This window comes from Bradyrhizobium sp. 1(2017) (assembly GCF_011602485.2).
Taxonomy (GTDB): domain Bacteria; phylum Pseudomonadota; class Alphaproteobacteria; order Rhizobiales; family Xanthobacteraceae; genus Bradyrhizobium.
Window position 1 is genome coordinate 221,440 of sequence record NZ_CP050022.2, and the last position, 22,692, is coordinate 244,131.

The window sequence follows — 22,692 nt, forward strand, 5'->3', positions numbered from 1 at the left end:
ATCCGAGCCGGCGCCGATCAAACCGAGGATTGACAAGGCCAGCGCCAACGATCAGGCGCTGGATACCATCATCGCCGCGGACAAGGATGCCGCTCTGAAGCTCGCTCCGATTTCACGTGAAACCCAGGACCGGCTCGATCGCTACATCGCGCTGGTCCGGGAGTGGCAGGCCAAGACCAATCTTGTCGCGCCGTCGACCCTGCCGCAGCTCTGGACGCGCCACATCGCCGACTCGCTTCAGCTCGTCGATCTCGCACCATCGGCCAAGCGCTGGGCCGACCTCGGCAGCGGTGGCGGCTTCCCCGGCGTCGTCCTGGCCTGCGCCATGGCCGGGACGCCGGACGTCCGTGTCCATCTCGTCGAGCGAATCGCCAAAAAGGCCGCGTTCCTGCGCGAAGCGATCCGCATCACCGCGTCTCCGGGAGTCGTACATCTCGCTGAGATCGGGGATAATGTGGATAGAATCACCGGCTCCGTCGATTGCGTCACCGCGCGTGCGTTGGCTCCGCTACATCAACTCATCGGCTTTGCGGAGCCGCTGATGCGCCAGGGCGCAAAGGCGTTATTTCTCAAGGGTCAAGATGTAGAGGCTGAATTGACCGAAGCCGCTAAATATTGGAATATTAAGCCTCAGCTCCATCGCAGCCGTACCGGGGACGGCTGGATCGTGGAACTGACGACCGTCGAACGGCGCGGATGAGGCGTTAAGGGCCTGAGTGGGGAATTGGCGATGAGTGTCATTGACGAGCCGCAGCAAGAACAGACCGCCCAAGAGGCCAACCAAGAGACCAACGAGGTCCCGCATGGCCACCCGCGTATCCTGGCGCTGGCGAACCAGAAGGGCGGTGTGGGAAAGACAACCACAGCGATCAATTTGGGAACGGCACTCGCGGCGATCGGCGAGCGCGTCCTGGTCGTCGATCTCGATCCGCAAGGCAACGCCTCGACCGGCCTCGGCATCGACCGCCGCAACCGGTCCTGCTCGACCTATGACGTCCTGATTGGTGAAGCCCCGCTGCGTGAAGCGGTGGTTTCGACCGCGGTGCCGCGGCTGCACATCGCGCCCTCCACCATGGATCTCTCCGGCCTCGAGCTCGAGCTCGGCACCACGCCCGGCCGTGCCTTCAAGCTGCGCGATGCCATCGGCGCCCTCAACAACAATGTCTCGCCGGACGCCGACTACACCTATGTGCTGATCGACTGCCCGCCCTCGCTGAACCTGCTCACGGTGAATGCGATGGCCGCGTCGGACGCGATCCTGGTGCCGCTGCAATGCGAGTTCTTCGCGCTCGAAGGTCTGTCGCAATTGCTGCAGACGGTGGAGCAGGTGCGCTCGACGCTCAATCCGAACCTGTCGATCCACGGCATCGTGCTGACCATGTTCGACTCGCGCAACAACCTCTCCAACCAGGTCGTCGCCGACGTCCGTCAGTTCATGGGCGAGAAGGTCTACAAGACCATGATCCCGCGCAACGTGCGCATCTCCGAAGCGCCGTCCTACGGCAAGCCGGTGCTGGTCTACGATCTCAAATGCGTCGGCAGCGAAGCCTATTTGCGGTTGGCCACCGAAGTGATCCAGCGTGAGCGCGAGCTGCGCACGACGCATTGACGATGCCGCAGGGTGGGTTGGCCGAAGGCGTAACCCACCACTGTCCATCTCCGCGAAAGCAGAGGAGGTGGGTTACGCCGAGCAGGTGCGCTTCGCGCATCTGCGGGGCTGGTCCACCCTACGTTCGAAATTCAGTTCTGGAGTGCTATACCGTGAATCCAAGGGAGCTGGCGATGGCCGACGAAGCGCGTTCGCGACTGGGCCGGGGTCTTGCGAGTCTGATCGGTGATGTCGGCGGCGAGGCTCAGCACGTCGATCGTCCGCGCGCGCAGCGCAAGGTGCCGATCGAATTCATCAAGGCCAATCCGCGCAATCCACGCCGCACGTTTTCGGACACTGAGCTCAAGGAGCTCTCCGAGTCCATCAAGCAGCATGGCGTGATCCAGCCGATCGTCGTGCGTCCGGTGAAGGGCGCGCAGGACCGCTACGAGATCATCGCCGGCGAGCGGCGCTGGCGTGCCTCGCAAATGGCCGGCCTGCACGAAGTGCCGATCGTGCCGGTCGACATCAGCGACAGCGATGCGCTGGAGTTCGCGATCGTCGAGAACGTGCAGCGTGAAGACCTCAACCCGATGGAAGAGGCGCAGGGCTATCACGCGCTCGCCAACGAATTCAAACGCAGCCAGGACGACATTGCAAAAGTCGTCGGCAAGAGCCGCAGCCACGTCGCCAACATGATGCGGCTGACGAAGCTGCCGGCCGAGGTGCAGGCCTTCATCGCGACCGGTGAGCTGACGGCTGGCCACGCCCGCGCGCTGATCGGCGTGCCCGATCCGCTCGCCGCCGCCAAGCGCATCGTCGAGGAAGGCCTCAACGTCCGCCAGGCCGAGGCGCTCGCGCACGAAGAGGGCGTGCCGGAGCGCAAGCCGCAAAAGGCGCGCAGCACCGGGGGCAAGGAAAAGGATCCCGACACCATCGATCTGGAAAAGCGTGTGAGCGACGCGCTCGGTCTCAAGGTGACCGTCAATCACCGTGATCCCGGCGGCTCCGTGCAGATCAACTACCGCAACCTCGATCAGCTCGACGAGGTCATGAAGCGGCTGGCGAAGGGCGGACTGTAGTCTTCGGTGTCGTCCTGGCGAAAGCCAGGACCCATACCGCGTGATGTATCGATCCAGCCGGTCGCAGTACCGGGTTACGAATCTTCGCCAAACCGCTCCCTGGGGTAATGGGTCCTGGCTTTCGCCAGGACGACACCGGGTGGTGCGCGTCTGTGCCAACCCCGCCATTGCGGGCGTAACGAAGCAATCCAGAATCTTTCGGCGGCGGGATTCGGGAATGCTCCGTCGCGAGGGCTCCGCGCAATGACGCGTTGAGAGAGCTGCGCTCGCAATGACGGGGAGAGGGCTAGCCCCGCCGCTTTGCGTTTGCGGCAATGGCCATCAGCGTGCGCTGGGCGATGGCCGGGGCGAGGGCGGCTTGCTTGCGGGTGTCGAGTGCGGCGGTCGCGAGCTGCTCGATGATGGCGGCGAGCCGGGCCGGACTGAAATTACGCAGCGCGGTCTCGACCGCCGGCTTTCGTGAAAAATGCAGGCGCGGATAGCCGCCGTCGAGCACCGCCGAGGCCGGCGTGCCGTCGGCGATCGCGAGGGCGGATTTGTGCAGCCACGCGGCCTGGCGCTGCGCCGCCGAGATGATCACGCCGGGATAGGTGCCGGCGATCATGGCCTTGGCGAATTCGGTCTCGACGATGTCGGGCCGGCCGGCGAAGGCACCGTCGACGATGGGATCGAGCTTCAGCTCGGAGGCGTCGGCAACCACGGCCATCACGTCATCCAGCGTGATCTCGCCTTTGCCATGCGCGTAGAGGGTGAGCTTGCGCAGCTCGTTGCGGGAGGCCTGGCGGTCGCCGCCGAGGAATGACATCAGCGCCGCGCGCGCGTCTTGCGCAATGCGCAGATTCGCGATGCGGAGCTCGTCCTCCATGAGCCTGGCAAGGTCGCGCTCGGTGTCGGGATAGCAGCCGATCGCAACGGCGGTCCTGGCTTTCTCGCAGGCCTTGCGCAGCGGCGATTCCGGGCGCAGCTCGCCGGCCTCGATCACGATGCGGCAATCCTTCACGGCCATCTCGGCCAGCGTGTCGACGCCGCTGGCAAAGCTGCGCGAGCCGGCGCGGATGCGGATGGCGCGGCGGCCGCCGAACAGCGGCACCGTCATGGCTTCGTCGACGAGGCGCGACGGCTCGGCGGAAAGCTCGTCGCCGTCGAGCTTCACCAGCGAGAACGGATCGTTGGGATCGTCGACGGCGGAGGCGATCAGCGCGTCGGCGCGCTCGCGCACGAGGCCCGCGTCGGGACCGTAGAGCAGGATGATCGGGCGGCCCGCATCGGGCCGGACGAGAAAGGCGTCGATCTCTTTTCCGCGCAGCGCGACCATTTCGCCTCGAAGACGTCATTCCGGGCGCGGAGCGCGGGTCCGGAATCCAGAGATTGAGGATCGAGAGTCCGGGTTCGCCCTGCCGGCGCCCCGGAATAACAGGGGCGACTTATGTGCCCGCGGTGAAGAACGAGGCGAGCCGGGTATTGATGTTGTCGGCGATCTCGTTGGCAGCCCGATCCTCTGCATCGCGCAGCGCGCGGTTGCGGGAGAAACGCTGGTAGGAGCCGGGCATGTCATAGGACACGCGCGAGAACGTGGTGCCGGTCATCACCGACTTGCCGCTGACGACCTCGACCAGATTGTACTGGCAGTCGATGCCGTAATTCTCGGTGCTGGGCAGACCCGTGTTGGGGTCGACGATCAGGGATGAGCGGCTGGAGGTAAAGCGGATGTCCAGGCGGTGCGTCGGCGGCATCCCGGTCGCGGTGCCATAGAGCTTGAAGGCGAGGGCATTGCGGACCTCGACGCCGATGCGGGCCTCGCGCGAGGCGTTGGGCTTGTTGATCGGCGGGAGCTCGACTCCCATCAGCTTTTCGCGCAGGCCGGGGGTGCCGTCGCCACGCTCGGCATACATCGGCTGGAAGCAGCCGGCTGTCAGCGCCGCCAAGGCGGCGACCGCCAGCAAGCGGGCTGCAATGCGGAACCTAGCCGACAACATTCACGATCCTCTTGGGGACGATGATCACCTTGCGGACGGGCTTGCCATCCAGGGCCAGCTTTACCGCATCGAGGGCCAAAACGGCAGCCTCGATTTCCGGATTCTGGGCCACTGTTGCAACTCTGACCTCACCCCGCTTCTTGCCGTTGACCTGGACCACCAGGGTCACGCTGTCTTCAACCAGCAAATCGCGTTCGATTTGGGGCCAATTGGCCTCCGAAACCAGCCCGCTCTGGCCCAAAGCCTGCCAGCACTCCTCGGCCAGATGCGGCATCATCGGGGAGAACAGCTGGACCAGAATCTGGCCGGCTTCCCGGATCGCCCAGGCCAAGTCTGGAGCTGGCTGGCCGGGGCGCTGGAGCACCTCGGACAGGGCATTGGCGAATTCGCGGATATGGGCGAGGCAGACGTTGAAGTGCAGCCGCTCGATCCCGGTCGTGACCTTGTCCAGGGCGCCATGGGCGGCCTTGCGCAGGGCGCTCGCATCCGGCCCGAACGAAGCCGGCCGGGCGGCCGGCGCGGCCTTGCCGAGCTCCACGGTGTCGTTCACCAGCCGCCACAGCCGCTGCACGAAGCGCGACGCGCCCTGGACGCGTTCGTCGCTCCAGATCACGTCGCGGTCGGGCGGGGAGTCCGACAGCATGAACCAGCGGGCGACGTCGGCGCCGTAGGTCTCGATGATGTCATCAGGATCGACCGTGTTCTTCTTGGACTTCGACATCTTCTCGATCGGGCCGATCTGGATGTCTTCGCCTGACGCCAGCAGCGTGGCGCGGCGACCGTTGGCGCCGACCTCGACCTTCACCTCCGCCGGCTGCACATAGGTGCCGTCGGCCTTCTGGTAGGTCTCGTGCACCACCATGCCCTGCGTGAACATGCCGGCAAACGGTTCGTCCAACGCAATGTGCCCCGTCGCCTTCATCGCACGGGTGAAGAAGCGGCTGTAGAGCAGATGCAGGATCGCGTGCTCGACGCCGCCGATATATTGGTCGACCGGCAGCATCCGGTTGGCCACATCCGGCGTCGTCGGCGCCGCCTCGTTCCAGGGATCGGTGAAGCGGGCAAAGTACCAGGACGAATCCACGAAGGTGTCCATGGTGTCGGTTTCGCGCTGAGCCTTGCCGCCGCATTGTGGGCAGGTGACGTGCTTCCAGGTCGGGTGGTGATCGAGCGCGTTGCCCGGTCTGTCGAAGGTCGCATCGTCGGGCAGCTTCACAGGCAGATCGGCATCCGGCACCGGCACCACGTCGCATTTCGGGCAATGGATGACGGGAATCGGGCAGCCCCAATAGCGCTGGCGCGAGATACCCCAGTCACGCAGGCGGAAATTGACCTGACGCTCGCCGACCGGCGCGTTGCCGCGCAGCTCGCTTTCCAGCCGTTTGGCGACCTCTTCTTTCGCCGCATCGATGGTCATGCCGTCGAGGAAGCGTGAATTGATCATGCGGCCGTCACCGTCATAGGCGGTGTCGGTAATGACGAAGCTCTTCGGATCCTGCCCTTCGGGGCAGACCACCGGCGTGTTGCCCAGATTGTACTTGTTGACGAAGTCGAGGTCGCGCTGGTCGTGCGCCGGGCAGCCGAAGATCGCGCCGGTGCCGTATTCCATCAGCACAAAATTGGCGACATAGACCGGCAGCTTCCAGGAGGGATCGAACGGGTGCACCGCGCGGATGCCGGTGTCAAAGCCCTGCTTCTCCGCGGTGTCGATGACCTCCTGCGCGGTGCCGATCTTCTTGATCTCGCCGATGAACGCCGCGAGTTCGGGATTCTTGGCGGCCGCGGCTTGCGCCAGCGGGTGATCCGCCGAGATCGCCATGAACTTCGCGCCGAACAGCGTGTCCGGGCGCGTCGTGAAGATCGTCAGCTCGCTCTCGCTGGCGGGCGTCGTCGCTGCATCCAGCGCGAAGCGGATCAACAGGCCTTCGGAGCGCCCGATCCAGTTGCGCTGCATCAGCCGCACCTTGTCGGGCCAGCGGTCGAGCCCATCCAGCGCGCTCAGCAGCTCCTGCGAGTACTTCGTGATCTTGAAGACCCACTGGTTCATCTCGCGCTGCTCGACGACGGCGCCGGAACGCCAGCCGCGGCCGTCGATCACCTGCTCGTTGGCGAGCACGGTCATGTCGACGGGGTCCCAGTTCACCTTGCGCTTCTCGCGCTCGGCGAGGCCTTCGCGCAAGAAGTCCAGAAACATCTTCTGCTGGTGCTTGTAATAGGAGGGATCGCAGGTCGCGATCTCCCGCGACCAGTCCAGCGACAGCCCGATCGAGCGGAGCTGCTTCTTCATCGCGGCGATGTTGTCGTAGGTCCAGGCCTTCGGCGCGACCTTGCGCTCGATGGCGGCGTTCTCGGCCGGCAGGCCGAACGCGTCCCAGCCCATCGGGTGCAGCACGTTGAACCCCTTGGCGCGCATGAAGCGAGCTAGCACGTCGCCGAGCGTGTAATTGCGGACATGGCCGATATGGATGCGCCCGGAGGGATAGGGGAACATCTCGAGGACGTAGTATTTCGGCCGCGCATCGTCGTTGCGGGAGACGAAGATCGCCTGTTCGTCCCAGAGGCGTTGCCAGCGCGGTTCGGCGTCGCGGGCGTTGTAGCGTTCGGAGGTCATGGAATCGTTTGGTTTTTCGTGGTTCGGCCGGCTAAAGACGGCGGACTAGGCCATAGAAGTCCGTAAGGGGTCAATGGGTTGCCGCTATCCGGGAACCTCCCGGACGTCTCCGCATAACTACCGAGGTCGGCGTTGGGGTGGGATTAAGGGGTCGATGCCAATTTGCCGGCCCGACAAGGCCGCAACACGACTATGAATTCCAGCTGCGACGATCCCGATTACGACTATGCCGCGTCCATCGCCGGACGAGCGATGCAGGCCATGGCCGAGCAGCGGATTGCGCCAAGCCCGGCCAATTTCGCCGTCTGGTACCAATATTTCGCAGGTGGCCATGACGATCTGCGCAACGCGATCGATCTCCTGATCGACCACAATCGTCCGTTCGACGGCCGAACCAATCGGGATCTGTTCGAGACCTACGTCGCGCCCCAGGTCAGTGCGCTCGTTGTCGACACCTCCGAGCGGCTGAATGCCCTGATGGGGGCGGCAAGCGAGTTTCTGACGACCGCGATTGCCGACAACCGTTCCCAGATGCAGGCGATCAGCGAAGTCGCCGACCAGGGCAAGGCCGGTGTCGATCCGAAGGTGCTGGTCGCCCAGCTCATGAACGAGCTGGCCCGGGCCGCCACGAGGACGACACGGCTCGAGGCGGGCTTTGCGGAAAAGACCCGCGAGCTCGACGTGATCCGCGCTTCGCTGTCCAAGTCCGAGGAGCGTGCCCGGACCGATACGCTGACGGGCCTTGCAAACCGGCGGGCGCTCGACGAATTCCTGCGCAAGGCGCAGGCGACCGCGGAATGGGGCGAGCCGCTGAGCGTGCTGATGCTCGACATCGACCACTTCAAGTCCTTCAACGACAATTTCGGCCACGGCGTCGGCGATCAGGTCCTGCGGTTGATGGCAAAAGTGTTGCGCGAAAGGGTCCGCGCGCAGGATCTGCCGGCCCGCTATGGCGGCGAGGAGCTGATTGCGGTGCTGCCGGATGCCGACCTCGCCACTTGCGCCGAGCTCGCCGAGCACATCAGGCGCGCGATCACCGACGCAAGGATCACCCGCCGCTCGACCGGCGAGACCCTGCCCAATATCAGCGTGTCGATCGGCGTGGCGCAGTACCGGCCGGGTGAAGCGATCACCGATCTCATCGAGCGCTGCGACCGCGCGCTTTATCTCGCCAAGGGCGGCGGCCGTAATCGCGTGGTGACGGAGATCGAGCTCGATCGCGCGGGAGCGGCGGGGTAGCGAATTACCCTGCTGGCTCAGCCCGCCGCCAGCATGATCTCGGCCGTGCCGGTCTCGATCGCCTGCACGCCGTGCTCGACGACGTTGTTGCGGCCGCGGTGTTTGGCGGCGTAGAGCGCTGCGTCGGCGGCTTCGATCAGATCGCCCGGCCGCAAGCTCTCGTTGGGCTTGGTGGCGGCGACGCCGATCGAGACCGTGACGATCATGTGGTTCGAGGTGATGTGCGGCAGGCACAGCTTCAGCACGGCCGCGCGCACCTGCTCGCCGATCTCGACGGCGCGGTTGACGTCGGTGTTCGGCAGCAGCAGGCAGAATTCCTCGCCGCCATAGCGCGCCGCGAAGCCCATCGTGTCGGCAGCAATGCCGGACAGCGATTCGCCAAGCCTGGTCAGGCAGGAATCGCCCTCGAGATGGCCATAGGTGTCGTTGAAGAGCTTGAAGTGGTCGACGTCGATCATCAGCAGCGCGAGCTCGCTGCCATATTGCTGCGCGCGCATCCATTCGAAATCGAGACGGCTCTGGAAGCCACGGCGGTTGGCGAGGCCGGACAGCATGTCGATGGAGGCCATCACCGTGAGGCGGTCGTTGCTCGCGACCAGCTCGCGCTCGCGCTGGCTCAGCTGCGCGGCCATCGCATTGAACGCGCGGGCCAGCGGCACGAACTCGGCGGGCAGGCGGCTGCGCGCCGCCCGGGCCGACAGATCGCCTTCGCCGAGACGCTTGGCCATGTCGGCAAGCATCTCGATCGGCTTGATCACCAGCTTCTCGGCGGCGATCAGCGCGCCGAGCAGGACGAACACGACGACGAAAGCGAGCTGGAGATAGGCGGTGCGGATGTCGCGGTTGACCGCGGCGGACACCTTGTCCTCGTCGATGCTGGCGATCAGGCGGGCGTTGGTGCCGGCGATGCGGATGTAGCTGACTGCGCGGCGCGAGCCGTCGGCCGCAAGAAAGGACAGCGAGCCTTCGTCCTGGTCCGACCGCAAGGCGCGATCGGCGATCGCCGACATCAGCGGCATGTTGTCGAGGGGGCGGCCGACCGTGCTGCGCTGGTCGGCAGGCGCGGCCAGCACGGTGCCGGCACTGTCGACCAATACGGCGGTGATGCCGGCGCGGCCGCCGAGATTGCTCATGACCTTCGACATCCAGTCGAGGTTGACGGTGGCGAGCACGACGGCATCGGGGACGCCGCTGAAGGCAGACACCGGATAAACCGCCATGACGGTCGGCGTCGATGCGGGCCGGGACAGGATGAAGTCGCTCAGCACGAAGCGGCCGGTTTGCTGGGCCTGCAGGAAGTAGGGCCGGTCGCTGAGATCGAGGCCGACATACATGTTGTTGGTGGCGCACTGGATGCGTCCGTCCTGACCGGCGATCAAAAGCGTGCGGATCCAGGGCAGGCTCGACGGCAGGCTGGCGCGCAGCACGTCGCAGCTCTTGGTGATGCCGCCGACGGACGCCCGGATGAACGCCTCCGATTTCAAGATGGTCTCGACCGACGAGATCACCTCGCGCTGCGCATCGGCGCTGTGCCGCGCGATGGTGGTGAATTCAGCCGCGGCCTGCGCGATCTGCCGCACGCGCGTGTCTTCCAGGGAGCGGATGCGCTCGAGCATCAACGGCGTCACCAGAATCACCGCGAGCAAAGCGAGCCGCGCCCGAATTCCGAGAACTTGCTTGAGTTTCGCCCGTTTGCGGTTGAGACTGACGTTTGCCATCTTCGCTACCCACCCCATGAGCCAAGGTAAAGCGAAGGGTTCAAAAACTCTTTCTTGAACTCGGTAAAATTGGACTTACCCCGGTCACGACCACAGCCGATCGATGCCATGACAGACGCCAATCCCGTGCCGGTAACCGGCCATTCACCAAACGCACTTGCTGCCGTCGAGGCCGAGATTGCACGGGCCTGCAAGGATGCGCGGCGCGATCGCTCCTCCGTGACGCTGATCGCGGTGTCCAAGACGTTCGCTGCGGATGCGATTACGCCCGTGATCGAGGCTGGACAGCGCGTATTCGGCGAGAATCGGGTGCAGGAGGCCAAAGGCAAGTGGCCTGCGTTAACGTCTGTTTACGCCGATGTCGCGCTGCACCTGATCGGGCCGCTGCAATCCAACAAGGCCAAAGAGGCGGTCGCGCTGTTCGATGCGATCCATTCGGTGGACCGTCCGAGCATTTGCCAGGCGTTAGCCAAGGAAATCGAATCCCAGAACAAGCACCCGCAGCTCTTCGTCCAGATCAACACCGGCGAGGAGCCGCAGAAGGCCGGAGTTGCGCCCGGCGAGGCCGATGCCTTCCTCGCGAGCTGCCGCGACACCTATGGGCTGACCATCTCCGGCTTGATGTGCATCCCGCCGGTGGACGAGCCGCCTGCGGCGCATTTTGCACTCACTGCCAAGATCGCCGCGCGCAATGGATTGAAGCATCTCTCGATGGGCATGAGCGCGGATTTCGCCACCGCGATCATGTTGGGCGCCACCCATGTGCGCGTGGGCAGCGCGATCTTCGGCCACAGGTGAGAGCCTTTAGCGAGGAACGCGCCTGCAACAGCCATCGATTTCGTCATTGCGAGCGAAGCGAAGCAATCCAGTGTGTTTCCGCAGAGGGATTCTGGATTGCTTCGTCGCAAGGGCTCCTCGCAATGACGGCGGAGTGGGTCCCGCCTACACAAACCCCAGCGATACCTTCCCCAGCACGCCGAAATCCGCGGCGAAATGATCGCCGGCCTGGATCGGCAGCGGCGGATGGCATGTGCCTGTCGTCACCACCTCCCCTGCCCTTAAAGTCAGTCCAAGGCCGCGGAGCTCGTTGGCAAGCCAGGCGAGTGCAGCGCGGGGATCGCCGAGCACGTTCCTGCCGTGACCGACATAGCGCTCGCCGCGCAGCGTGATCTGCGGCCGCTGCTCGACGAGATCCAGCGCGCGCCAATCGGCGGTCGTCGCCGCGCCCAGCACGAACAGATGGGCACAGGCATTGTCGGCGATCAGCTGCGCCTCGCCGGCGCTGGCGAAATCGGCAAAGCGCGAGTCGGGGATCTCGATCGCGGGATGCAGGGTCGCGACGGCTGCGAGCACCTCGTCGATGGTATATGGCGCCGCGCGCGGCGGCAGGTCGCGCCCCATGCGGAAGGCGAATTCCGGCTCGCCGACGCGCATCTCATTGCCTTTCATCGACGCGCTGCCGCCATCGGCGATCACGGTGTCGCTCATGATGCGGCCGGCCAGCGGTCCCCCGGCATTAATGTGCTTCTGCCCCGCCTCGCTCGTCGCCGCGATCTTCCAGCCGAACAACTTACCAGGCGACGTCGTCTCGAGCGCGGCCTGGACCGCGTAGCCCTCGGTGCGGCTCTGCGGCCGCAACCGCGCGTCCAGCGTCTCGAGCTTGGTGCCGTCGCGCCAGTGCTTCACCAGGACTTGCGAAGCGGCGGCAATCTGATCCTTGTCGAGCATGTGTCCTCACCCGATGATGATTCTTGTTCTTGGTCCCAATCGTCGCAGCAATTGCAGCATCGCAGATTTGGTCATGGAGACGCAGCCCGCGGTCGGGCCGAAATTGTCGCGGGCCAGATGCAGGAACACCGCACTGCCGCGCCCGGCGATCCGCGGCCGCGTGTTGTGGTCGATCTCGATGATGAAATCGTAGAGATGGTCGGCCCGCTTGAGCCGGTCACCGCCCTGCTCCGCTGCGAGCCGGATGCCCTGGTTGTAATGGCGGTCCCTGGGGTCCTCGCACCAGGCGTCCTCGCCGGTGATGATCCGGGCCGGCAGGAATGTCTGCGGGCGGCTGTGCCGATCGCCCCGCCACCACAGGCGCCGGGGACGGAAGCTGCCCCGCGGGGTGCCGCCGTCGCCCTCGCGCTTGTTGGCGAGAATGCCGCCCCGCCCCAGGGCCACCGGTATCGTCAGCGGGCCGGCCGTCAGCCAGCCCCGGCGCGGATTACCGGCAGCAGGCTTAACACGGATCGCGGACAGCGGCCCGGCACTCCGATTCATGGTGTAACTACCTGACGCAGCTTTGTTTTTCATGTGAACGTGCGATGTCGAATTCATTACAGGACATTCATCAAATCGCCCTGCTATTCTGGGTTAGAGTGCTTCTGGCTTGTGAATCGGTAACAGCCCACTACTTCAACACGAACAACAATAATAACGGCGACCCCTAAACTTCCCCTCGCGGCTGGGTGCGGCATGGATGCGCGCCGAGCCGGACCCAAAAGGATGATCCCCTATGGCCAATGCCCGCAAGATCCTGATCGTGGATGACGATACCGATCTGCGTGACACGTTGGTGGAGCAATTATCGCTGCACGAAGAATTTGAGGCCTCCGCCGTCGATACCGGCGCCAAGGGCGCGAGCGCCGCAAAGGCCAATGCCCCCGATCTCGTTCTGATGGATGTCGGCCTGCCCGACACCGATGGCCGCGAAGTGGTCCGCTCCTTGCGCAAGGGCGGCTTCAAGGCCCCGATCATCATGCTGACCGGCCACGACACCGATTCCGACACGATTCTGGGGCTGGAATCCGGCGCCAACGACTATGTGGCAAAGCCATTCCGCTTCGCCGTGCTGCTCGCCCGCATCCGCGCCCAGCTGCGCCAGCACGAGGCCAGCGAGGACGCGGTGTTCTCGGTCGGCCCCTACTCCTTCCGCCCGGGCTCGAAGATGCTGACCGCGGCGAACGCGCGCAAGGTCCGCCTCACCGAGAAGGAGACCGCCATCCTCCGTTTCCTCTACCGGGCCGGCCAGATGCCGGTCTCGCGCGAGACTCTGCTGCAGGAGGTCTGGGGATATAATTCCGGCGTCACCACCCACACGCTGGAAACCCACATCTACCGCCTTCGCCAGAAGATCGAGAAGGACGCAGCCAACCCGGAAATCCTGGTCACGGAAGCCGGTGGATACAAGCTGGTGCCGTGATACGCTTCAGGGGCGTGCGAATCGTTTTAGATTGCGCGCCCTCGAACCTCGGACCTGAATGTCAATCGACGATGATGTAGCGCTTCTCGAGCGTGTCCCGACATTGCGCCTGTTGGGAGACGCCTCGTTGCGCATGCTGGCGATCGGCTCCGAGCAGCGCAACTTCGTCCGCGGCGACATCCTGTTCAATCTCGGCGACGATGCCGACGCCGGCTTCGTTGTCCAGCGCGGCGCCTTTCGCGTCGACGACGGCGCCGGTGCCGAGATGATCGCCGGTCCCGGCGCCTTGATCGGCGAGCTTGCGCTGGTGGTGCCGATGAAGCGGCCGTCGAGCGCCGTTGCGCTGGAGCACGCCTCCGTCATCCGCGTCGCGCGCAGCCTGTTTCAGCGCGTGCTCGAAAGCGACCCCGCCGCCGCGGTGCGCCTCCGCGACGAATTCGCGGTTCGCTCCAGCCAGCTCGCCAGCGATATTTTGATGGCGGGTGCGAAGTTGACGAACTGACGTCGCCCTGGCTTTCGCCACGGCGACGATCACACCTCCAGCGTCACTGTCACGGGCACATGGTCCGACGGCCGCTCCCAGCTCCGCGCGTCGCGAAGAATCCTGAAATCCTGCACCGCGTCCTTCAGCGCACGCGAGACCCAGATGTGGTCGAGCCTGCGGCCGCGATCACCGACGGTCCAGTCGGCGGAGCGGTAGCTCCACCACGTATAGACCTTCTCCGACATCGGAATGCGCTCGCGCGCGACGTCGACCCATTCGCCGGCCGCCAGCGCCGCCTTCAGCTTTTCGGTCTCGACAGGCGTGTGCGAGACCACCTTCAGCAGCTGCTTGTGCGACCACACGTCGTTCTCGTGCGGCGCGACGTTGAGATCGCCGACCAGGATGTGACGATCCTCGCCGCGTGGATGCAGCGGCTCGCACGCCTTCATCTCGTCGAGGAAGCGGAGCTTGTGGTCGAACTTCTCGTTCAGCGCCGGATCGGGAATGTCACCGCCGGCGGGAACATAGAAATTGTGCACCACCAGCGGCTTTGCGATCTGCGCCTTCTCGCCGAACGACACCGAGATATGACGCGAATCCACCTTGTCGCAGAAGGTTCTTATGTCCTTCGACTCGAACGGAATCTTCGAGACGATGGCGACGCCGTGATAGCCCTTCTGCCCGTTCAGCGCGACGTGCTCATAGCCGAGCCGCTTGAAGCGCTTCAGCGGAAAGGCGTCGTCGATGCACTTGGTCTCCTGGAGACACAGCACGTCGGGCCGCGTGCTCTTGAGAAATTTCGCGACCAGATCGATGCGCAGCCGCACCGAATTGACGTTCCAGGTTGTCAGGGAAAAACGCATGGGGAATGCGTCTTAGCATGGATTAGCGCGGGGAAAATGCTTGTCCACAGCGAGCTCTCGTAGGGTGGGCAAAGCGAAGCGTGCCCACCATGCCTGCCGCGAGGAGGAGAGATGGTGGGCACGGCGCACGCGCGCCTTTGCCCACCCTACGGCAGCAGAGCGCTCAACCCGGCGACGGGCCGTAATTGGTGAAATCGATCTTGAACATGCCGGGATCGAGCTTCTTGCTCGAGTCCAGATTGTAGACCGCGATCGTGGTGTCGTAGCCCTGCGGGTCGGTGACGGTCCACTGCTTGAGCTGGCCGTCCTTGGCGCCGATCATCAGCAGCAGCCGGCTGGTGCCGACCAGCGCCTGCTTCTCCTCGATGGTGACGCTGATGAAGAGATCGTCGGCCGTGACGTTGACGACGTTGGTGTCTTTCATCAAATCGATGCGGTCGGAGAGCAGGTAGCGCAGCGGTGTCTGCGACAACGGATAGACGTCCTGCGTGGCCAGCTTGCGATCGCGCACCACGACGGACGATCCGTCGGCAACAATGTCGATCGGGCTTGGCGCGTCATATTCGAAGCGCACCTTGCCGGGCTTCTGGATGTAGAAATCGCCCTGCGTCTTGCTGCCGTCGGGGCCGACCTGGACGAAATTCCCGACCAGCGTCGACAGCGACGACAGATAGGCGCTGACCTTCGCGGCCTGCGCCTTCTGGTTGGCGTCGAAAGTCTGGAAGATGCTGCTCGGTACGTTGCGGCGCGGATCCGGAATCACCGGGTTCGGCGGCGCCTGCGTTGCGCCTGTCACGGCCGGACCGCCGGACGAGCCGCTATCGCGGCCCTTTGGCGCCGGCTTCGGCACGGGGACGGTCTGTGCGAACGACGCAGCGGTCACCATCGCGGCGGTGACGAGAAGCACGCCGGCCATGCGCGCGCTTCGCGCGGCGATGGTGGCAGCGAATCGAATGTCCGGATGTCTGATCAACGCGTCGTCCTGTATGGCTGGGCGCCTTTTTAGCGTGATTTCGGGCAAAAGCAGATAACGATTTCGCGTGAAATGATGTTTTGAGGCTCCTCGCCTCACATATGGCTGTCTTCTTCCTCGACCAGAATCTCGCGCTTGCCGGCGTGGTTGGCCGGTCCGACGATGCCCTCAAGTTCCATGCGCTCCATCAGCGATGCGGCGCGGTTGTAGCCGATCTGCAGGCGGCGCTGGATGTAGCTGGTCGAGGCTTTGCGGTCGCGTTTGACGATCGCAACGGCCTGCTGGAAGAGATCGCCGCCGCCATCCGCGCCCATGCCGCTGGCGTCGAACACCGCGCCGTCCTCGTCCTCGGTGGGCTCTTCGGCCGTGACCGCCTCGAGATATTCCGGCTGGCCCTGCGTCTTGAGGTGACGCACCACCTTCTCGACCTCCTCGTCGGAGGCAAAGGGCCCGTGCACGCGGCTGATGCGGCCGCCGCCCGCCATGTAGAGCATGTCGCCCTGGCCGAGCAGCTGCTCGGCGCCCATCTCGCCGAGGATGGTGCGGCTGTCGATCTTGGACGTCACCTGGAAGGCGATGCGGGTCGGGAAGTTCGCCTTGATGGTGCCGGTGATGACGTCGACCGACGGACGCTGCGTCGCCAGGATCACGTGCAGACCGGCGGCGCGTGCCATTTGCGCGAGGCGCTGCACCGCGCCTTCGATGTCCTTGCCGGCGACCATCATCAGGTCGGCCATTTCGTCGACGATGATCACGATGTAGGGCAGCGGGTCGAGCGAGAGCTTCTCTTCCTCGTAGATCGCCTTGCCGGTCTCCTTGTCGAAGCCGGTATGCACCGTGCGCGTCGGCTCTTCGCCCTTGGCTTTCAGCTCGAGCAGGCGCGTGTTGTAGCCGTCGATGTTGCGCACACCGAGCTTGGCCATGTTCTTGTAGCGCTCTTCCATCTCGCGCACGGCCCATTTCAGCGCGACCACCGCCTTCTTCGGATCGGTCACGACGGGCGTGAGCAGATGGGGAATGCCGTCATAGACGGAGAGCTCGAGCATCTTCGGATCGACCATGATCAGCCGGCACTGGTCCGGGCGCAGCCGGTAGACCAGGCTCAGGATCATGGTGTTGATGGCGACCGACTTACCCGAGCCGGTGGTGCCTGCGATCAGCATGTGCGGCGTGCGCGCAAGGTCGATGATGACGGGGTCGCCGCCGATGGTCTTGCCGAGGCAGAGCGGCAGCTTTGCAACCGTGTCGGTCGCTTCCTTTGCGATCAGCAATTCGCGCAAATAGACCTTTTCGCGATGCGCATTCGGCAGTTCGATGCCGATGGCGTTGCGGCCGGGCACGACCGCGACGCGCGCCGACAGCGCGCTCATCGAGCGGGCGATATCGTCGGCGAGGCCGATCACGCGCGACGATTTGATGCCCGGCGCTGGCTCCAGCTCGTACAGCGTGACCACGGGACCCGGATTGGCCTTCACGATCTCGCCACGCACGCCGAAATCCTGGAGCACGCCTTCGAGCGAGCGCGAATTGGCTTCCAGCTCGGCCTTGCTGAGCGGCTGGCGATCGCCGGCCTTGGGCGCGGCCAGCACGGAGACGGACGGAAGCTCGAACCTGTCGGAGGATTTCTTGGAAGTGGCCTTCGGTGCAGCCTTCTTGCGCGGAGCGCGCGCGGCCGGCTCCTCCTCTTCCTCCTCCTCGGCCTCTTCCTCCTCGTGCTCGTCCTCGTCCTCGTCATGCTCGTCTTCGGACTGCGGCGAGATCGAGGGCGCGGCGCGGCCCCCGCCGAGATTCGGCTCCTGGCGGCTGAATGCGGCGCCCTTGGTCTTCGGTCCGCTCGAGACCAGCGAGCGGTAAGCGGCGCCAAGCAGCCAGCTCAGCCGTGCCTTCGTGCTCATCAGCGCATGGAACAGCCAGCCCAGCGATACCGAACCGCGGTCGCTCCCCTCCTCTTCGTCGAGCGGCTTGTCGTCATCCTCGATTGCCGCGAGCTCTTCGTCGTGCTCGCGCGCGCCGAGGCCGCAGGCGATCAGGAAGGTCGCGGCCATCGCGGCGAACAGGATGGTGCCCAGCACGATGCGATAGATCGTGCCGGCAGGCCCGAAGATGACGGCGGGCGCGCGCACCAGGGCATCGCCGACCACGCCGCCGAGGCCGGTCGGCAGCGGCCAGGCGCCGCCATGTTGAAAGCAGCTGACGAAGCCCGCCGCGATCACCGTGCAGAGAATCCAGGAGCCGAGCCGCAGCGCTTCGCGGTCGAACGGGCGATGCGTCATCATGCGCCAGCCCCAGACCGCGACGGTCAGGACCAGCATGATCGCGCCGAGCCCGAGGATCTGCATCGCGAGGTCGGCGCCGATCGCGCCGGCATAGCCGAGGATGTTGCGGATCGGCCGCGAGGTTGCGTGGCTGAGGCTGGGATCCTGCACCGACCAGGTCATCAGCGCCGCCGAGGCGATGCCCGACAGCGCGATCAAGCCGAGGCCGGCGAGCTCGCGCATACGGCGCGCCAGCCCCTCTCGGATCGAGGGCGGCAGATGGCCGACCAGTGGAATGACACGTTCGATCGCCGACATGCTCATGGGCCCCGCCTAACCCAGAGTTTCGACCAGACGGTGCAGCGCCTGCGCCGTGGTCTCGCTATCCTGCACCAGCGCGAGGCGAATGTAGCCCGCGCCGGGATTGAAGCCGTCGGGCTGGAGCCGTGCCAGATAGCTGCCCGGCACGACGCGCACGCCTGCTTCCTTGAAGAGTTTGAGCGTCACCGACACGTCGTCGCCGATCGCGGACGTGTTGAGCCAGACGCAGAAGCCGGCGTCGGGCCGGCGATAGCCGTAACGATTGCCGATGATCTGGTCGGCAAGATCGAACTTGATGCGGTAGAGCTTGCGGTTCTCCTCGACATGCGCTTCGTCGCCATAGGCAACGGTCGCGACATGCTGGAGCGGCACCGGCACCTGGGGCGCAGCGATGTTGCGCAGCTCGAGGAACATGCCGATGAAAGTCTTGTCGCCTGCAGCAAAGCCGACGCGCAGGCCCGGCAGGTTGGAGCGCTTCGACAGCGACTGGAACGCGACGACGCGGGTGAAGTCGGGGCCGGCGCATTCGAGCGCGCTGCCCGGCGCCTCACGGGTGTAGATCTCGGAATAGCACTCGTCGCTCAGGATCACGAAGCCGTAGCGGTCAGCCAGCTGCTTCAACCGCCTGAAATAGTCCGGCCTCGCGACCGACCCTTGCGGATTGGCCGGTGAGGCCAGGTAGAACGCGACGGTGCGCGCCAGCGTCGCTTCGTCGATGGCGTCGAGATCGGGCAGAAAACCGTTCTCGACGGTGGTCGGCAGATAAACCGGCTCGCAGGCCGCGGCGAGCGCGCCGGCGCCATAGACCGGATAGAACGGGTTCGGCATCAGGATCGCGGGCTTGCCCGGACGCGGGCCGACATAGCGCGCGGCCGCGATCGCGGCAAGGAACAGCCCCTCGCGGCTGCCATTGAGGACGAGAATCTCGTTCTCGGGGTCGAGCGGTCGCGGCAGCTTGAAGCGCGATGCCAGCCAGGCGCCCGCCGCCGTGCGGAACGGGTCGGTGCCCTTGTTCGCGGGATAGCGGCCGAAATCGGCGATGTGCTTGGCCAGCACCGGGCCGACGAAGTCGGGCACGGGATGCTGCGGCTCGCCGACTGCGAGCGAAATCAAGGGCTTGCCGGGCTGATGCGGGGCCAGCAGCTCGTTCAGCCGGACGAAGGGCGAGCGCGCGGTGTCGGAGCTTCCACTGGCCTGCGGCGCACGGGATGAAGCGGTCATGACCATTCTGGACGCCAGCACTCTTGGAACAGCCGGTCGCACCAAGGCGCCGGCGGGAAGCGGTTCAGTTCACCATAGATAGGGCGAGGTTAAGACGCGATTAACCATCGGCCGGCCGGCCCGTCCAGAGCGGGAATAATGGGACCGGATAACAACGGGATGCGGGCGGCTCGCCCCTGCCCTTTAAGGGGAACCACAAAAGAAAGGGGCTCCAGCTTGCGCTGGAGCCCCTCAACGGTCAGGGCATTGCCGGGTATGTGCCCGAACCGTAGGTCTGGTCGCTCCTCCGGAGGAGATCGCGACCGGGAGGAGACTTACATGTTGTAGGCCCGCTCGGTGTGCTCGGTGATGTCGAGGCCTTCACGCTCGCTCTCGACATTGGTGCGCAGACCAACGATCACGTCGACGACCTTGTAGAGGATCGCCGAACCGATGCCCGACCACACCAGCGTGGTGGCGACACCCCAGAACTGGGACGTCATCTGTGCCGCGAAGTCGTAGTCGGCGACCTTCGGCGGGATCGCGCTGTAGTCCATGACGCCCACGCCCCCCAAAGCCGGGTTGACGAGGATGCCGGTCCCGATCGCGCCGACGATGCCGCCGACGCAGTGCACGCCGAACACGTCGAGCGAGTCATCGTAGCCGAGCGCGTTCTTCACGACGGTGCAGAAGAACAGGCAGACCACGCCGACCACGAGACCGAGGACGATCGCGCCCATCACGCCGGAGAAGCCGGCGGCAGGCGTGACGGCCACGAGGCCCGCGACCGCGCCGGAGATGACGCCGAGCACCGACGGATGGCCCTTGATGATCCACTCTGCGAACATCCACGACAGCGCCGCGGCTGCGGTGGCGACGAAGGAGTTGGTCATCGCGAGCGCAGCGCCGCCGTTGGCCTCCAGGTTGGAGCCGGCGTTGAAGCCGAACCAGCCGACCCAGAGCAGCGAGGCGCCGATCATCGACATGGTCAGCGAGTGCGGAGCCATCAGCTCCTTGCCGTAGCCGACGCGCTTGCCGATCAAGAGGGCACCGACCAGACCGGCGATGCCGGCGTTGATGTGCACCACGGTGCCGCCTGCGAAGTCGATCGCGCCCTTCTTGAAGATCCAGCCGGCATCGGCGTTGAGCTCGTCGAGCTTGGCCTGTGCCGCAGTCTTCGCCGCCGCGTCAGTGGCCGCCGCGAGCGCCTTGGCCGCATCCTGGATCAGGTCCGGACCCTGCCAGTACCAGACCATGTGCGCGATCGGGAAATAGATCAGCGTCACCCAGAGCGGGACGAACAGCGCGATTGCCGCGAACTTCATGCGCTCGGCGAACGCGCCGACGATGAGGGCGGGCGTGATCGCGGCGAAGGTCATCTGGAAGCAGACATAGATCAGCTCCGAGATGTTGGCGTCGACCGAGAAGGTCGCGGCCTTCGTATCGGTGGTCACACCCATCATGAAGGCCTTGGAGAAGCCGCCGATGAAGTCGGAACCGCCGGTAAAGGTCAGGCTGTAGCCGTATACGGCCCAGATCACGGTGACGACGCAGACGGTGTAGAACACCTGCATCAATACGGAGAGCATGTTCTTGGAACGGACGAGACCGCCGTAGAACAGCGCGAGGCCGGGGATCGTCATCAACAGCACCAGCACTGTCGATGTCAGCATCCAGGCGTTGTCTCCCTTGTTGACCGTCGGCTCGGCACAGGCTGCGGTCGCAGCGAACAGGCCGACTGCGAGAGCCGCCAGTCCCGCGCCATAGGGACGCTTAAACGTCATTGTATTCACTCCTGATTGGATAAAGGTTGAGCGCGAAATCAAAGGGCCGCGGCGTCGGCCTCGCCGGTGCGGATGCGCACGGCATGGTCGAGGTTGATGACGAAGATCTTGCCGTCGCCGATCTGTCCGGTCTTCGCGGCAGACGTGATGGCGTCGATGGTCTTGTCGACCTGGTCGGAGGCGACAGCGACCTCGATCTTGATCTTGGGCAGGAAGCTCACGGCATATTCGGCGCCGCGGTAGATTTCCGTATGGCCCTTCTGGCGGCCATATCCCTTGACTTCCGTCACCGTGAGACCATGAACGCCGATGGCGGTCAGGGCGTCACGGACTTCTTCCAGCTTGAATGGCTTAATGATCGCCATAACAATTTTCATGGGTCCTATCCCCGCTTGGGCCCGGTCCGGACATGGCCGGGCGTTCTCGACTGGTTCGCCACGAGGGAGAAGTTCACTACGCGGGCACAGCCGGGACCCTTAGAATCAAATGCCGTGCCAGATCAGGCGCGTTGCCTAACGGACTATGAAAACGGGTGTTTTTGCGTTTGACGGGTGTCGAGGTGCAGTGCGCTAATAGGTCGCGCTCAATACGTGATCACGTATGCCCAAGAAGTGGGCATGACAGGCTGCCGACACAATGTTGCTCACGTGTCGGGCAGTCGAGAGGTATCTAATTAGGGTGTCGAGGCTTCGCCGTGCTGCGAAATATCGCCCCCTTCGCTTGTGCTCACGGGATGCGCGCAACCGGCCGGCCAGCCTGAGCGGAACGAGGCTTGCCGGACAGTATCTGCTGAGACACCAATTAGGCCGCGCCGCGCTGTATAAACACCCGGTCGACCAGCCCCCATTCGACCCCTTGCTGCGCGGTCATGAAGTGGTCGCGGTCCAGGGTCCGCTCCACCTCCGTCTCGGTGCGTCCGCAATGTTGCGCATAGAGACGGGTGATGCGTCGCTTGGTTTCCTGCATTTCATTGGCGTGGATCAGGATGTCGGACGCCTGGCCCTGAAAGCCGCCGAGCGGCTGATGCACGTGAAGGCTCGCATTGGGCAGGGCGGCGCGATGACCGGGCTCGCCGGCCATCAGCAGGAACGAGCCCATGGAGCGCGCGGTGCCCATGCACAGCGTATGCACCGGCGCCTTGATGAACTGCATGGTGTCGTACATGGCGAGCCCGCTGGTGACCACGCCGCCGTAGGAATTGATGTAGAGATTGATCGGCCTGTTCGGATTCTCCGCCTCGAGGAACAGCAGTTGCGCGCAGACGAGGCCCGACATCGCGTCGTTGACCTCACCGTTGAGGAAGATGATGCGCTCGCGCAGAAGCCGCGAATAGATGTCGAAGGATCGTTCGCCGCGCGCGGATTGTTCGACGACCATAGGGACGAGCTGAAGCATGTCGCGCATC

The 22,692-nt window shown here is 64.8% G+C and carries 20 protein-coding genes; 7 read left to right on the top strand and 13 right to left on the bottom strand.

The window, feature by feature from the left end:
- Positions 1–16 precede the first annotated feature (16 nt).
- From rsmG to HAP40_RS01050, 3 genes are all read left to right on the top strand, one after another.
- A complete protein-coding gene (rsmG, locus tag HAP40_RS01040; protein WP_414645415.1) occupies positions 17–700 on the top strand; it encodes a 16S rRNA (guanine(527)-N(7))-methyltransferase RsmG in 684 nt (227 codons plus the stop codon).
- A 30-nt stretch (positions 701–730) separates the two neighbouring features.
- A complete protein-coding gene (locus HAP40_RS01045; protein WP_166811585.1) occupies positions 731–1,609 on the top strand; it encodes a ParA family protein in 879 nt (292 codons plus the stop codon).
- Between the two features lie 173 nt (positions 1,610–1,782).
- On the top strand, positions 1,783–2,670 hold the full coding sequence (locus HAP40_RS01050; protein WP_166811583.1) for a ParB/RepB/Spo0J family partition protein: 888 nt from the start codon (positions 1,783–1,785) through the stop codon (positions 2,668–2,670).
- A gap of 286 nt (positions 2,671–2,956) precedes the next feature.
- On the opposite strand, the gene holA is transcribed toward HAP40_RS01050, so the two are convergent.
- The 3 genes from holA to leuS form a co-directional block, all read right to left on the bottom strand.
- A complete protein-coding gene (gene holA / locus HAP40_RS01055; protein WP_166811581.1) occupies positions 2,957–3,985 on the bottom strand; it encodes a DNA polymerase III subunit delta in 1,029 nt (342 codons plus the stop codon).
- Between the two features lie 109 nt (positions 3,986–4,094).
- Positions 4,095–4,646 (bottom strand): LPS assembly lipoprotein LptE, encoded by a 552-nt coding sequence (gene lptE / locus HAP40_RS01060; RefSeq protein WP_166811579.1) that lies wholly within the window; start codon positions 4,644–4,646, stop codon positions 4,095–4,097.
- Entirely contained in the window at positions 4,633–7,257 is a 2,625-nt protein-coding gene (gene leuS, locus HAP40_RS01065) for a leucine--tRNA ligase (RefSeq protein ID WP_166811577.1), read from the bottom strand. The genes lptE and leuS overlap by 14 nt, the downstream gene beginning before the upstream one ends.
- A 192-nt stretch (positions 7,258–7,449) precedes the next feature.
- On the opposite strand from leuS, the gene HAP40_RS01070 reads away from it, so the two are divergent.
- The gene (locus HAP40_RS01070) at positions 7,450–8,496 is read left to right on the top strand and encodes a GGDEF domain-containing protein (protein WP_208024837.1); all 1,047 of its coding nucleotides are present in this window, start codon (positions 7,450–7,452) and stop codon (positions 8,494–8,496) included.
- Positions 8,497–8,513: 17 nt separating this feature from the next.
- On the opposite strand, the gene HAP40_RS01075 is transcribed toward HAP40_RS01070, so the two are convergent.
- Positions 8,514–10,214 (bottom strand): diguanylate cyclase domain-containing protein, encoded by a 1,701-nt coding sequence (locus HAP40_RS01075; RefSeq protein WP_166811575.1) that lies wholly within the window; start codon positions 10,212–10,214, stop codon positions 8,514–8,516.
- A gap of 108 nt (positions 10,215–10,322) precedes the next feature.
- Here HAP40_RS01075 and HAP40_RS01080 point away from each other — a divergent pair, with 108 nt between their 5' ends.
- Positions 10,323–11,012 (top strand): YggS family pyridoxal phosphate-dependent enzyme, encoded by a 690-nt coding sequence (locus HAP40_RS01080; RefSeq protein WP_166811573.1) that lies wholly within the window; start codon positions 10,323–10,325, stop codon positions 11,010–11,012.
- A 144-nt stretch (positions 11,013–11,156) separates the two neighbouring features.
- Here the strand turns inward: HAP40_RS01080 and HAP40_RS01085 are convergent, their stop codons facing one another.
- A complete protein-coding gene (locus HAP40_RS01085) occupies positions 11,157–11,942 on the bottom strand; it encodes a 2-keto-4-pentenoate hydratase (RefSeq protein ID WP_166811571.1) in 786 nt (261 codons plus the stop codon).
- Positions 11,943–11,948: 6 nt separating this feature from the next.
- On the bottom strand, positions 11,949–12,485 hold the full coding sequence (locus tag HAP40_RS01090) for a L,D-transpeptidase family protein (RefSeq protein WP_246741201.1): 537 nt from the start codon (positions 12,483–12,485) through the stop codon (positions 11,949–11,951).
- A 235-nt stretch (positions 12,486–12,720) separates the two neighbouring features.
- Here HAP40_RS01090 and HAP40_RS01095 point away from each other — a divergent pair, with 235 nt between their 5' ends.
- Both HAP40_RS01095 and HAP40_RS01100 read left to right on the top strand, forming a co-directional pair.
- On the top strand, positions 12,721–13,407 hold the full coding sequence (locus HAP40_RS01095) for a response regulator transcription factor (RefSeq protein WP_007598630.1): 687 nt from the start codon (positions 12,721–12,723) through the stop codon (positions 13,405–13,407).
- Between the two features lie 58 nt (positions 13,408–13,465).
- Positions 13,466–13,909, top strand: a complete 444-nt coding sequence (locus HAP40_RS01100) for a cyclic nucleotide-binding domain-containing protein (RefSeq protein WP_166811567.1) — start codon at positions 13,466–13,468, stop codon at positions 13,907–13,909.
- A 29-nt stretch (positions 13,910–13,938) separates the two neighbouring features.
- On the opposite strand, the gene xth is transcribed toward HAP40_RS01100, so the two are convergent.
- The 7 genes from xth to HAP40_RS01135 all read right to left on the bottom strand — a co-directional run bounded on the left by xth (position 13,939) and on the right by HAP40_RS01135 (position 22,691).
- A complete protein-coding gene (gene xth / locus HAP40_RS01105) occupies positions 13,939–14,754 on the bottom strand; it encodes an exodeoxyribonuclease III (protein WP_166811565.1) in 816 nt (271 codons plus the stop codon).
- Positions 14,755–14,917: 163 nt separating this feature from the next.
- Positions 14,918–15,670, bottom strand: a complete 753-nt coding sequence (locus HAP40_RS01110; RefSeq protein WP_166819197.1) for an outer membrane lipoprotein carrier protein LolA — start codon at positions 15,668–15,670, stop codon at positions 14,918–14,920.
- A gap of 152 nt (positions 15,671–15,822) precedes the next feature.
- Positions 15,823–18,306, bottom strand: a complete 2,484-nt coding sequence (locus HAP40_RS01115; protein ID WP_166811563.1) for a DNA translocase FtsK — start codon at positions 18,304–18,306, stop codon at positions 15,823–15,825.
- Between the two features lie 9 nt (positions 18,307–18,315).
- Positions 18,316–19,530, bottom strand: a complete 1,215-nt coding sequence (locus HAP40_RS01120) for an aminotransferase class I/II-fold pyridoxal phosphate-dependent enzyme (RefSeq protein ID WP_166811561.1) — start codon at positions 19,528–19,530, stop codon at positions 18,316–18,318.
- A gap of 308 nt (positions 19,531–19,838) precedes the next feature.
- A complete protein-coding gene (locus tag HAP40_RS01125; protein ID WP_166811558.1) occupies positions 19,839–21,287 on the bottom strand; it encodes an ammonium transporter in 1,449 nt (482 codons plus the stop codon).
- Between the two features lie 38 nt (positions 21,288–21,325).
- Positions 21,326–21,664, bottom strand: coding sequence for a P-II family nitrogen regulator (locus HAP40_RS01130; RefSeq protein ID WP_008142813.1), 339 nt, complete (start codon positions 21,662–21,664; stop codon positions 21,326–21,328).
- 424 nt (positions 21,665–22,088) lie between these two features.
- Positions 22,089–22,691 carry an ATP-dependent Clp protease proteolytic subunit gene (locus HAP40_RS01135; RefSeq protein WP_166819196.1) on the bottom strand — a complete coding sequence of 201 codons (603 nt, stop codon included), beginning with the start codon at positions 22,689–22,691 and terminating at the stop codon, positions 22,089–22,091.
- Position 22,692 lies beyond the last annotated feature (1 nt).